The organism is Rhizobium sp. 22-785-1, from assembly GCF_053521965.1.
Genome location: NZ_JBNWDI010000001.1, coordinates 82,504 through 94,605 on the forward strand (window position 1 = coordinate 82,504; position 12,102 = coordinate 94,605).

The following is a 12,102-nucleotide window of genomic DNA, read 5'->3' on the forward strand; positions in this document are numbered from 1 at the left end:
CTAAAAATAATGCAAAATTTATAACTGCATGAAAGATCGCCAATTGCATCTCCCGGCGCTGTCAGGCTCATTCAAGATTGGTCATGTCTCTGTCCGAAATCGGGCAGTGCTTGCGCCCATGTCTGGCGTGACGGATCTTCCTTTTCGTCAACTTGCCTGGCGGTTTGGTGCGGGTTTGGTCGTGACCGAAATGGTCGCCAGCCGAGAGCTGGTTGCAAACAAGGGCGAGTCCTGGGCGCGCCTGAGAAATGCCGGCATGACGCCACATATGGTTCAGCTCGCCGGGCGGGAAGCGCACTGGATGGCAGAGGCCGCAAAAATTGCTGCCGACAACGGCGCCGATATCATCGACATCAATATGGGCTGTCCCGCAAAAAAGGTTACCGGCGGCTATTCCGGCTCTGCGTTGATGCGCGATCCGGACCACGCGCTGACGCTTATTGAAGCGATGGTCGACGCAGTCGATGTGCCGGTCACAGTCAAGATGCGTCTGGGCTGGGATGAAAATTCCTTGAACGCGCCGGACATTGCAGCGCGCGCCGAAGCCGCGGGCGTAAGGCTGATCACCATCCACGGTCGTACCCGCATGCAGTTTTACGAGGGCAAAGCGGACTGGAATGCCATTCGCGCTGTCCGTGACGCTATTTCCGTACCGCTGATAGCCAATGGCGATGTAGAGACTGAAAGCGACGTGACCGAGATCTTGCTGCGGTCGGGTGCTGATGCGGTTATGGTGGGACGGGGCGCGCAAGGCCAGCCGTGGCTGCCCGCCGTTCTGGCCGGCCATGAGCCACCGGCACGGCAGGATATCGTCGATATCGCGATAGAGCACTACGAGATGATGCTGGAATTTTACGGACTCGAAGCCGGTCTTCGTCATGCACGCAAGCATCTCGGCTGGTATCTCGAACGTTTTGCCCCCTCAACCACGCCAGAGGAAAAGGTGCTTATGATGACATCGAAAAACACGCGCGAGGTTATCGCCGTGCTCGGCGGCGCACTTCGGCGCGGCGCCGACGACGATGCCGCAAGGAAGGCCGCATGAGTGGTGGAAACTCATATGAGCCAGGCACCAATCTCCTGGCCACGGCGGTTCTGAACGCCGTTCAAAACCCAGTCATTCTGGTGAATGCCGAAGGATTCGTCGCCTTCGCCAACTGGGAGGCCGAGGCTTTTTTCGGAGCAAGCGCAGCTCATCTGGCTCGCTATCGGATCTCCACTCTTATCCCGTTCGGCAGTCCACTTCTGGCACTGATCGATCAGGTTCGCGAAAGGCGCGCTCCTGTGAATGAATATCGCGTCGATCTGTCGTCGCCGCGCTTAGGCCAGGACAAGCTTGTCGATCTTTACGTCGCGCCCGTCGTCAGCGAGCCGGGCTCGGTCGTCGTGGTGTTCCAGGAAAGGTCTATGGCCGACAAGATAGACCGCCAACTGACGCATCGTGCTGCCGCACGCTCCGTTACCGGTCTTGCATCAATGCTCGCCCACGAAATCAAGAATCCGCTCTCCGGGATCAGAGGCGCTGCGCAACTGCTTGAAACCTCCGTTCCGGACGAAGACAGAGCTCTAACCCGTTTGATCTGCGACGAAACCGATCGTATTGTCTCGCTGGTTGACCGCATGGAGATTTTCTCGGACGAGCGGCCGGTGGATCGTGTTCCGGTCAATATCCATTCGGTGCTCGATCATGTTAAAGCCGTGGCCAAGGCGGGCTTCGCGCGCAACATCAAGATCACTGAGAATTATGACCCGTCGCTTCCTCCGGTCTACGCAAACCGCGATCAGCTGGTGCAGGTCTTCCTCAATCTCGTGAAGAATGCTGCCGAGGCGGTGGGTAACCAACAAGACGGCGAAATTATTCTCACGACAGCCTATCGTCCCGGCATTCGCCTGTCCGTCGCAGGCAGCCGAGAGCGCATTTCTCTGCCGCTCGAATTCTGTGTGCATGACAATGGTCCGGGCGTGCCGTCCGATCTTCTGCCGCATCTCTTCGACCCCTTCATCACCACCAAGACAAATGGTTCCGGCCTGGGCCTGGCTCTGGTGGCAAAGTTGATCGGCGCGCATGGCGGCATTATCGAGTGCGACAGCCAAAATCATCGCACGACATTCCGCGTCCTGATGCCCGTCTCTCCCGAGGTCGCGCCGGACGACAGCATTATACCGAACACGACAGGGTCCAATCCATGACAGCAACGATTCTCGTGGCCGATGATGATGCGGCTATCCGCACCGTTCTGAACCAGGCGCTGAGCCGCGCCGGTTACGATGTGCGCATAACCTCCAATGCCGCGACACTGTGGCGCTGGGTTTCGGCGGGCGAGGGCGATCTTGTCATTACGGATGTGGTGATGCCCGACGAGAACGCCTTCGATCTTCTGCCACGCATTAAGAAAGCGCGGCCTGAGCTTCCTGTGTTGGTTATGAGTGCGCAGAACACCTTCATGACCGCCATCAAGGCGTCTGAAAAGGGCGCGTATGATTACCTGCCGAAGCCGTTCGACCTGACAGAATTGATCGCCATCATCGGCAGGGCCCTCTCCGAACCGAAGCGCAAGCCTGCCAAACTCGATGACGATATGCAGGATGGCATGCCTCTCGTCGGACGCTCTGCTGCAATGCAGGAAATTTATCGCGTCCTGGCCCGCCTGATGCAGACGGATCTGACGCTAATGATCACCGGCGAGTCCGGAACCGGCAAGGAGCTGGTGGCGCGCGCGCTGCACGATTACGGCAAGCGTCGCAATGGTCCCTTCGTTGCTATCAACATGGCGGCGATACCGCGCGACCTGATCGAGTCGGAATTGTTCGGCCACGAAAAGGGCGCTTTCACCGGCGCGCAGAACCGCTCGACCGGTCGGTTCGAGCAGGCCGAGGGCGGCACGCTGTTTCTCGACGAAATCGGCGATATGCCGATGGACGCACAGACCCGTCTGCTGCGCGTGCTTCAACAGGGCGAGTACACCACCGTTGGCGGACGCACGCCAATTCGCACAGATGTGCGTATCGTGGCAGCCACCAATAAGGATCTGAAACAGTCGATCAACCAGGGTCTCTTCCGTGAGGATCTGTATTACCGGTTGAATGTTGTCCCGCTACGCCTGCCGCCTCTTCGTGACCGCGCTGAGGATATTCCCGATCTTGTTCGTCATTTCATCCAGACCGGCGAGAAGGAAGGTCTTGAGGGCAAACGCTTCGAGGGTGAGGCGCTGGAACTGATGAAGGCCTATGCATGGCCAGGCAACGTCCGTGAGCTTGAGAACCTGATCCGTCGTCTGATGGCGCTTTACCCGCAGGAAGTCATTACCCGGGAAATCATCGAGCAGGAACTGCAGTCGGATGTTCCAGACAGCCCGATCGACAGGACGACCGTCCGCAACGGCAATCTGACGATCTCTCAGGCCGTGGAAGAGAATATGCGGGAGTATTTCTCCAGCTTCGGCGAGAATCTGCCGCCGCCCGGTCTTTACGACCGCGTCCTGCACGAAATGGAGTACCCGTTGATCCTGGCAGCCCTGACCGCAACGCGCGGCAACCAGATCAAGGCCGCGGATTTGCTTGGCCTCAACCGCAATACGTTGAGGAAAAAAATCCGTGAACTCGGCGTTTCCGTGTATCGCAGCTCCCGTACTACCTGAGCGTATTGACAATACGCTCACCGTCGTTGCATTTTCGCCACAAACTGTTGCTTGAAAAACACTGAGACATCATAGATTCGCAAATGGCGAAGAATGATGCGGGCTGTGGCGTTGCTGCCAATCACGGCGGCTTAGGAATGATGATCGATGCGTAAACCTGTCGCCGAAGGAAGAGCCGACGAGCAAGCGGCGGGGATGGTGATAGCCGACCGCCGGATGTCGTTCGCGCTGCCCGGTCTCGTTCTCGCAGGCGTAGCGTTGATCTGTGCCATCGTGACACTGATCGTGCTGCTGGGCCTGACGCCGATTGCGCCTACCTCCAACGTGGTGATCGCGTCCGTCGTCATCAATTCGATTTTCGTCATCGGGCTGATGTATCTTATCGGCCGCGAAATCAGCCGCCTCTTGAAGGCACGCCGCAAGGGTAGAGCTGCTGCTCGCTTGCACGTTCGCATCGTGGTGCTATTTTCCATAGTCGCCATCACGCCCGCCGTTTTGGTTGCGATCTTCGCCAGTCTGACGCTTAATGTCGGTCTAGACCGCTGGTTTGCGTTGCGCACGCAGGCGATCATCGATTCCTCCAGCAACATCGCTCAGGCCTATATGCTGGAAAATGCCGGTTATCTTCAGGGGCAAACCCTCTCCATGGCGACCGATCTCGATCGTAATCGCGCACTTTTCTATCTCGACCGGACGGGTTTCGTCGATCTGATGACGCGCCAGGCGAAAGGACGCGGCATGCTCGGAGCGTTCCTGGTGCAGGCCGATGGTGACGCGGTCGTCCAGGCCGATATAAAGACGGAACGTCCTCTGCCCGCGATCCCGTCTGATGCTCTCCAGAAGGCGGCTGCTGGCCAACCGACGCTCATTCCGCCCGGTGTTACCAATCTTGTAGGCGCGATCATCAAGCTCGAGGGCATCAACGGGACATTCCTCTACACCGTCCGAGCCGTCGATCCGAAGGTCATGTCGGCCATGCGGCTGATGGAGGAAAACCGTGCCGAGTACAAGGCAATGGAATCCGGTCGTGCGCCGTTACAGATCGCCTTCGCAATTCTCTATCTCGGTTTCGCGCTGATCGTACTTCTCGCCGCGATCTGGACGGCGATCGCGGTGGCTGACCGTATCGTTCGGCCTATCCGTCTGCTCATCAGTGCAGCCGACAGCGTTGCGACTGGCAACCTGCATGTGCTTGTGCCGGTCCGTGCCATCGATGGCGACGTCGGTCGCCTGTCCCGCACCTTCAACAAGATGATTTCGGAAATTCGCAGCCAGCAGGAAGAAATCATCGAGGCGAAAGACGACATAGACGACCGCCGGCGCTTTATCGAGGCGGTGCTGTCTGGTGTGACGGCGGCAGTCATCGGTGTAGACGAGAACCGCACCATCACCATCGTCAATCCGTCCGCGGAAGAGTTTCTGGCTCTGCCATCCTCCGAACTCGTCGGCGCACCGCTTTCCGTCGCCGCCCCCGAAATCGAAAACGTCCTAGCAGAGGCGTCCGCATCCGGGCGGGTCGATTTCCGTCAGCAGATCAACATCATGCGGCGCGGCAAGGAACGAACGCTCAGTGTTCAGGTCACGCGGGAAGACGCTCGTGATGGACGCGAATCCCATGTGATCACGCTGGACGACATTACCGACCTCGTTATCGCGCAACGCTCTACCGCATGGTCGGACGTTGCACGTCGCATTGCCCACGAAATCAAGAACCCGCTGACGCCGATCCAGCTTTCGGCAGAGCGGATCAAGCGCCGCTTTGGCAAGCAGATAGACGACAATGATCGGGCAATTTTCGACCAGTGTACCGACACCATCGTACGTCAGGTCGGTGACATAGGTCGCATGGTGGATGAATTCTCCGCTTTTGCCCGCATGCCGAAGCCGACCAAGGAGCGCTCCGATCTGCGTGACGTGCTGAAGGACGCAACCTTTCTCAGAGAAATGGGCGCAAGCCACGTGACCTTCGCGACACAGCTTGGCGATGCCCCCCTGGAGGGCATGTTCGATTCGCGCATGCTTGGACAAGCATTCGGCAATCTCATCAAGAATGCGACGGAGGCTATCGAAGCCATCGATGCCGCAGAAGGACGCGAGGGCCGCATTCTGGTCCGCGCGGATTTCGACGAGGCGAACAACCGGTTCGTAGTGGACGTCATCGACAATGGCAGGGGCCTGCCTGTCGAGAACCGCCACCGCATTCTCGAACCTTATATGACGATGCGGGATAAGGGCACCGGTCTGGGCCTCGCCATCGTCAAGAAAATCATTGAAGAACACGGCGGTCATCTCGAATTGCACGACGCGCCCGCCGATTTCGATCATGGCCATGGTGCCATGATCAGGGTGCTGTTGCCGCGTGTAGACGCGGTTGGCGGCCAAACGGACAAGGAAATGGCATATGGCATCTGATATTCTGGTCGTCGACGACGAGGCCGACATCCGTGAGATCGTTGCGGGCATTCTGTCGGATGAGGGGCATGAAACACGCATGGCGCATGACAGCGACAGCGCGCTGGCTGCGATTTCCGAGCGCGTTCCACGTCTGATCTTCCTCGACATCTGGATGCAGGGAAGCAAGCTGGACGGTCTGGCGCTCCTCGATGAAATCAAGAACAGGCATCCCGATCTGCCCGTGGTTATGATTTCAGGTCACGGAAATATCGAAACTGCGGTCAACGCCATCAAGCGTGGTGCCTTTGACTTCATCGAGAAACCCTTCAAAGCGGATCGCCTGATCCTGATCGCCGAGCGTGCGCTCGAAAACTCAAAGCTGAAGCGTGAGGTTCAGGAACTGAAGAAGCGCACCGGCGATGCTGTCGAGTTGATCGGTGCATCGCTTGCTGTTTCCCAATTGCGCCAGACCATCGATCGTGTGGCGCCGACCAATAGCCGCATCATGATCCTTGGTCCTTCCGGCTCTGGCAAAGAGCTGGTGGCGCGCATGATCCATAAGAAGTCGTCGCGCGCAACGGGCCCCTTTGTGGCTCTCAATGCAGCAACCATCACGCCGGAGCGCATGGAGATTGCGCTTTTTGGCACCGAAGGTTTGCCCGGTCAGCCGCGTAAGGTCGGCGCGTTGGAAGAAGCCCATCGCGGCGTTCTTTACCTTGATGAAATCGGCGAAATGCCGCGCGAGACGCAGAACAAGATTTTGCGCGTTCTCGTCGATCAGCAGTTCGAACGCGTCGGCGGTGGCAAGCGTGTCAAGGTCGATGTCCGCATCATCTCATCGACCGCCCTCAATCTCGAAAATCTGATCGCCGAGGGACTGTTCCGCGAAGATTTGTATCATCGCCTGGCCGTCGTTCCGGTCAAGGTGCCAGCGCTGTCCGAGCGTCGTGAGGACATACCGTTTCTGGTGGATATGTTCATTCGCCAGATTTCCGAACAGGCCGGTATTCGCCCTCGCAAGATCGGTGATGACGCCATGGCTGTTTTGCAAACGCATGATTGGCCGGGCAACATCCGCCAGCTCCGCAACAATATCGAGCGCTTGATGATTCTTGCGCGTCCGGAAGGCGGAGACACGTCGATCACTGCTGACATGCTACCATCCGACATCGGCGATATGCTGCCGAAGATCGCCGCGCAGGGCGACCAGCACATTATGACGCTTCCCCTTAGAGAAGCCCGTGAAATGTTCGAGCGCGACTATCTTGTGGCGCAGATCAACCGCTTCGGTGGCAACATCTCTCGCACCGCGGAGTTCGTCGGCATGGAGCGGTCCGCCCTGCATCGCAAACTCAAATCGCTTGGCGTGTAATGAGCGCATGCGCTACGCGTTCTCTATATAGTCCGGGAGAGGGCGCATGAGGGTCATCATTTGCGGAGCGGGGCAGGTGGGTTACGGCATTGCCGAGCAGCTGTCCCGAGAAGACAACGAAGTCTCGGTCATCGACACTTCTGCCGAACTTATTTCAGCAATCACCGAAACGCTTGACGTTCGTGGCTATGTCGGTCACGGCTCGCATCCGGATGTTCTGGCGAAGGCCGGTGCTGATCAGGCCGATATGATCATTGCCGTCACGCTTTATGACGAAATCAATATCGTTGCGTGCGAGGTCGCGCACGCACTTTTCAGTGTCCCGACAAAGATCGCTCGTATTCGAGATCAGAGTTATCTCGCACCCGAATATGGCGACCTCTTCAGTCGCGAGAACATGTCCATCGATGTGACGATCTCGCCCGAAATTGAAGTCGGCAAGATGGTCCTGCGGCGGATCGCGTTTCCAGGGGCGACGGACGTGGTGCGTTTTGCCGATGACAATGTATCCATGCTGGCAATCGAATGCATGGAGGATTGTCCCGTCGTCAATACGCCATTGCAGCAGTTGAGCCAGCTCTTTCCAGACCTTGTGGCAACCGTCGTCGGTGTATTTCGTAACGGGCACCTGAAGTCGGTCGATTCATCCGAGCAATTGCGCACGGGCGATCTCGCCTATGTCATCTGCCAACGCCAACATGCGCGTCGCACGCTTGGTCTTTTCGGACACGTAGAGCAGGAAGCGCACAAGATCGTCATCGCCGGCGGCGGCAATATCGGACAATACGTAGCGCGCTCCATCGAGCAATTGCAGCCAAAGACGCGCGTCAAGATCATCGAGTTCAATCGCGACAAGGCCATTGCCGCCTCTGAAAATCTTAACTCGACGATCGTTCTGCACGGCTCAGTCTTGGATCAGAAAATCCTTCATCAGGCCGATATCCAGGATGCCGACCTGATCGTGACACTGACCAATAACGACCAGACCAATATTCTCGGCGCCGTCATGGCCAAGCAGATGGGCTGCAAGTCGAACCTGGCGTTGTTGAACGCGAGCTCTTTTCATGATGCGGCAAAATCACTGGCTCTGGATGCGTATATCAATCCTCGAGCGGTAACGATTTCCCGGGTCCTGCAGCATGTTCGCAAGGGCCGCATTCGCTCTGTCTACGCAGTGCAGCGTGGCAATGGCGAAATCATCGAGGCCGAGGCACTCGAAACCTCTCCGCTCGTTGGACAGGCTTTGCGTGAGATCGATCTTCCTGAGGGCATTCGGATAGGTGCTGTCTATCGCGACAAGATGGTTTTGCGGCCGGATGGGAATATGAAAATCAAGGCCAAGGACCGGGTCATCCTGTTCGCCTCGGCAGACTCCGTGCGCGATGTCGAACAACTATTTAGAGTGTCGCTGCAGTACTTCTAGCTCGGTAGGAGAACGCCCTGCATCTGCGTCATATCAGAAAATAGAGTAAGTTTTTCGACATTGCGGAAGACATCGCGATTTGGTACCAGAGTTTCACCCACTGGCAGGGGGCTTGGCCAGAGGAATAGCATTATTGATTATTTGAATTCCCGGTCTCCCATCCGGGCAAAAAAGAAAGAAGCGGCGCTATGGCGGAACGTTCTCAAAACCTGCAAGATCTTTTTCTCAACACTGTTCGTAAGCAGAAGATTTCGTTGACTATTTTCCTGATCAACGGCGTCAAGCTGACGGGTGTTGTGACGTCTTTTGACAATTTCTGCGTGCTTTTGCGCCGCGATGGACACTCGCAGTTGGTCTACAAGCATGCGATTTCCACCATCATGCCGGGCCAGCCGATGCAGATGTTCGAAACAGAAGAAGGCGCCGCCTGATTCACCGTTACTAAGACGTTCCCGGCATTCGGCCCTGCGACAATCGACAACGGAACTCTTGATCGAGCTCCGTTGTTTTTGTTGTGCATCTGCCTATATGTCAGACTGGCACCCCAAAATTGAAAGGCCAGCACATTCCTACGCGTGATACGTCGAACGAATCCATAATTCCCGAGCTTGAAAAGCGCCGCGACGACATGCGCGCGGTCGTTCTTGTGCCGCAGCTGAAGCAGCAGCGCGATAACCGCGAGGCGACTGCGACCACGCCGATGCGATCAATGGAAGCAAAGCTTGAAGAGGCCAAAGGTCTGGCGCTCGCCATCGATCTTACGGTCACGCAGGGATTGATCGTTCCCGTCAACCAACCTCGTCCCGCCACGCTCTTCGGCACAGGCAAGATTGAGGAAATTGGCCATCTTCTGGACGAGACGGATGCTGGTCTCGTCATCATCGACCATCCTTTAACGCCTGTTCAACAGCGCAATCTGGAAAAGCAGTGGAACTCGAAGGTTATCGACAGGACCGGTCTCATCCTGGAAATCTTCGGGCGCAGAGCGTCGACGAAAGAAGGGACGCTTCAGGTCGACCTAGCCCATCTCAATTACCAGAAAGGACGCCTCGTCAGAAGCTGGACCCACCTTGAACGTCAGCGCGGCGGTGCGGGCTTCATGGGCGGTCCGGGTGAGACGCAGATTGAGGCGGACAGGCGTCTTCTTCAGGAGCGTATCGTGCGCCTTGAGCGTGAGCTGGAGCAGGTCGTGCGAACCCGCCAGCTTCACCGCGCCAAGCGTCGCAAGGTTCCGCATCCAATCGTGGCCCTTGTCGGTTATACCAATGCCGGGAAATCGACGCTCTTCAATCGTATCACAGGCGCTGGGGTCCTTGCCGAGGACATGCTTTTCGCCACGCTGGACCCCACGCTTCGCCGCATGAAACTTCCGCATGGGCGCACCGTCATTCTTTCAGACACGGTTGGCTTCATTTCCGATCTGCCAACCCACTTGGTCGCCGCTTTCCGCGCGACGCTAGAAGAGGTGTTGGAAGCCGACCTCGTTCTGCATGTGCGAGACATGTCGGATCCCGACAATGCCGCACAGGCGGGAGACGTCATGCGCATTCTCGCAGATCTCGGCATTGATGAGAAAGTCGCTGAGGAACGCATCATAGAGGTGTGGAACAAGGTAGACCGTCTTGAGCCGGATGCGCATGATGCGATCCTGCAGAAGGCGGACGGCCGGGCCAATGTTCGCGCGGTATCTGCACTGAGCGGTGAGGGCGTCGACGCGCTGATGGACGACATATCGGTTCGGCTATCCGGTGTGTTGACTGAAACGACGATCGTTCTGAGTATCGATCAACTTTCGCTTCTGTCCTGGGTGTATGACAATGCTATCGTGGATGGGCGTGAGGACCGTGAGGATGGTTCGGTCGTGCTCGATATAAGATTGTCTGAAGAGCAGGGCGCTGCACTTGAACGGAAGCTGGGACTGACCGTCAAGTCGCAGGCAGAGGAGTGGGAGCGCTAAGCCGGCTTGAGAAGACATAGTCTCGTGCTACTACATAAGCCTTATGCTAGAGATATTGATAATTCTACGCAATTTTCAGCAATGCGATAGGAATAGGGTGCCGGTCGGCCAGCATTTATGACGTGAGCGAGTATTGATGTTACCCGAGCTGGACCTTCCGACTGTTCTTATTTTGCACAAGCTTTCCTTTGTGGTTGCCGCGCTCTGTTTCATCTATGTGCGGTCTCGATCCAGAGAAAGTGTTGGCCTAGGGCTCCTTGCTATAGGTTTTTCCCTTGTCGCGACCGCATCAATCCTCGTCAGTGTTCAGGCTTTCGTTCCACAACACGAAGCCCTCTGCGCCTCTGCGGGGACATTGGTCGGTCTTATCGGATACGCCGTGTTTTGGCTTGGGATGTGCCGTATCAGCCGGCAGCGCAAAACAAACCGAGAGTGGCTCGTTTTGTTTCTACCCGTCGTCGTCTGTCTACTGCTTCTGGTTTCCGGTCTCTATCAGTTTTCGCAGTCCAGGACGATCGCATTTCAGGCTACCGCTGCAGCGATGCTGCTCGCCTGCGCATGGATCGTCTATGCCGATAATGTCGCTGAACCACTGCCTGTCAGGAAGCCACTGGCAATATCGATATTCATTGTCGCTGCTCTGATGATCCTGGTGGCGGTCGGCGTTTCGCTGCCGCGCTCTGCCGTAAGCATCCCGCGAAATGCGTTTTTTGCCTCCATCGTCTGTCATTTCGCTATTGCTTTTTTCGTCATGGCTCTCGTCAAGGAACGCGCGGAAGAGCGCCTTCAAAGGCTGGTTGGGCTCGATGTTTTGACTGGCGTGCCAAACAGACACTCCTTCAGTGCGCGTCTTCCACAGACGGTACGATACGGCGATGCGATCGCTATGATCGATATCGACCACTTCAAGCATATCAACGATAACTTCGGTCATCTGGCCGGCGATGAGATACTGGCCCGTGTTGCCAGGGAGCTTTTCACCCGAATTCGTCCGGTAGACAGTTTCGCCCGCTTTGGTGGAGAGGAATTCATTCTCTTTCAGCCCGGCATGGGTAAGGATGACGCGGTTGCGCTGGCGGGTTCGCTCCAAAAGATCGTGAGCTCCTTACAACATGAGATCGACGATCAAATGGTAACGGCAACATTGAGTATCGGGGTAGCAGTCTGCGACGACAGGGCGGGTACCGCCATGTCGCTGATCAAGAAAGCCGATATCGCGCTCTATGCATCGAAGTCATCCGGCCGTAACCGCGTGACGCTATATCAACCCGATCATTTCACAGACAAGCAGTTCCAGGAGCGGATTGGCTATTCGTAG

At 56.9% G+C, this 12,102-nt stretch carries 9 protein-coding genes; all 9 read left to right on the forward strand.

What is annotated here, in order from left to right; genetic code table 11:
* Positions 1 to 28 precede the first annotated feature (28 nt).
* The 9 genes from dusB (at position 29) to ACQZ5M_RS00470 (ending at position 12,102) form a co-directional block, all read left to right on the forward strand.
* Positions 29 to 1,045, forward strand: coding sequence for a tRNA dihydrouridine synthase DusB (dusB, locus tag ACQZ5M_RS00430; RefSeq protein WP_449078825.1), 1,017 nt, complete (start codon positions 29 to 31; stop codon positions 1,043 to 1,045).
* On the forward strand, positions 1,042 to 2,190 hold the full coding sequence (locus ACQZ5M_RS00435; RefSeq protein WP_449078826.1) for a two-component system sensor histidine kinase NtrB: 1,149 nt from the start codon (positions 1,042 to 1,044) through the stop codon (positions 2,188 to 2,190). The genes dusB and ACQZ5M_RS00435 overlap by 4 nt, the downstream gene beginning before the upstream one ends.
* Positions 2,187 to 3,638: a nitrogen regulation protein NR(I) gene (gene ntrC, locus ACQZ5M_RS00440; protein WP_296016414.1), complete on the forward strand. Its 1,452-nt coding sequence runs from the start codon at positions 2,187 to 2,189 to the stop codon at positions 3,636 to 3,638. The genes ACQZ5M_RS00435 and ntrC overlap by 4 nt, the downstream gene beginning before the upstream one ends.
* A 147-nt stretch (positions 3,639 to 3,785) precedes the next feature.
* Complete coding sequence (locus tag ACQZ5M_RS00445) at positions 3,786 to 6,050, forward strand: sensor histidine kinase NtrY-like (RefSeq protein WP_296077164.1); 2,265 nt, start codon at positions 3,786 to 3,788, stop codon at positions 6,048 to 6,050.
* Complete coding sequence (gene ntrX, locus ACQZ5M_RS00450; RefSeq protein WP_296016409.1) at positions 6,040 to 7,404, forward strand: nitrogen assimilation response regulator NtrX; 1,365 nt, start codon at positions 6,040 to 6,042, stop codon at positions 7,402 to 7,404. Before ACQZ5M_RS00445 ends, ntrX begins: the two co-directional genes overlap by 11 nt.
* A gap of 46 nt (positions 7,405 to 7,450) precedes the next feature.
* Positions 7,451 to 8,827, forward strand: coding sequence for a Trk system potassium transporter TrkA (gene trkA / locus ACQZ5M_RS00455; RefSeq protein ID WP_296077162.1), 1,377 nt, complete (start codon positions 7,451 to 7,453; stop codon positions 8,825 to 8,827).
* A 188-nt stretch (positions 8,828 to 9,015) separates the two neighbouring features.
* Positions 9,016 to 9,258 carry an RNA chaperone Hfq gene (gene hfq / locus ACQZ5M_RS00460; RefSeq protein ID WP_027673217.1) on the forward strand — a complete coding sequence of 81 codons (243 nt, stop codon included), beginning with the start codon at positions 9,016 to 9,018 and terminating at the stop codon, positions 9,256 to 9,258.
* A 197-nt stretch (positions 9,259 to 9,455) separates the two neighbouring features.
* A complete protein-coding gene (hflX, locus tag ACQZ5M_RS00465; RefSeq protein WP_449078828.1) occupies positions 9,456 to 10,784 on the forward strand; it encodes a GTPase HflX in 1,329 nt (442 codons plus the stop codon).
* 442 nt (positions 10,785 to 11,226) lie between these two features.
* Positions 11,227 to 12,102, forward strand: coding sequence for a GGDEF domain-containing protein (locus ACQZ5M_RS00470; protein ID WP_449078829.1), 876 nt, complete (start codon positions 11,227 to 11,229; stop codon positions 12,100 to 12,102).

Excerpts from the sequence above, each read along its gene's own strand:
- dusB (WP_449078825.1), top strand. The coding sequence starts at position 29 with ATGAAAGATCGCCAATTGCATCTCCCGGCGCTGTCAGGCTCATTCAAG.
- ACQZ5M_RS00435 (WP_449078826.1), top strand. The coding sequence starts at position 1,042 with ATGAGTGGTGGAAACTCATATGAGCCAGGCACCAATCTCCTGGCCACG.
- ntrC (WP_296016414.1), top strand. The coding sequence starts at position 2,187 with ATGACAGCAACGATTCTCGTGGCCGATGATGATGCGGCTATCCGCACC.
- ACQZ5M_RS00445 (WP_296077164.1), top strand. The coding sequence starts at position 3,786 with ATGCGTAAACCTGTCGCCGAAGGAAGAGCCGACGAGCAAGCGGCGGGG.
- ntrX (WP_296016409.1), top strand. The coding sequence starts at position 6,040 with ATGGCATCTGATATTCTGGTCGTCGACGACGAGGCCGACATCCGTGAG.
- trkA (WP_296077162.1), top strand. The coding sequence starts at position 7,451 with ATGAGGGTCATCATTTGCGGAGCGGGGCAGGTGGGTTACGGCATTGCC.
- hfq (WP_027673217.1), top strand. The coding sequence starts at position 9,016 with ATGGCGGAACGTTCTCAAAACCTGCAAGATCTTTTTCTCAACACTGTT.
- hflX (WP_449078828.1), top strand. The coding sequence starts at position 9,456 with ATGCGCGCGGTCGTTCTTGTGCCGCAGCTGAAGCAGCAGCGCGATAAC.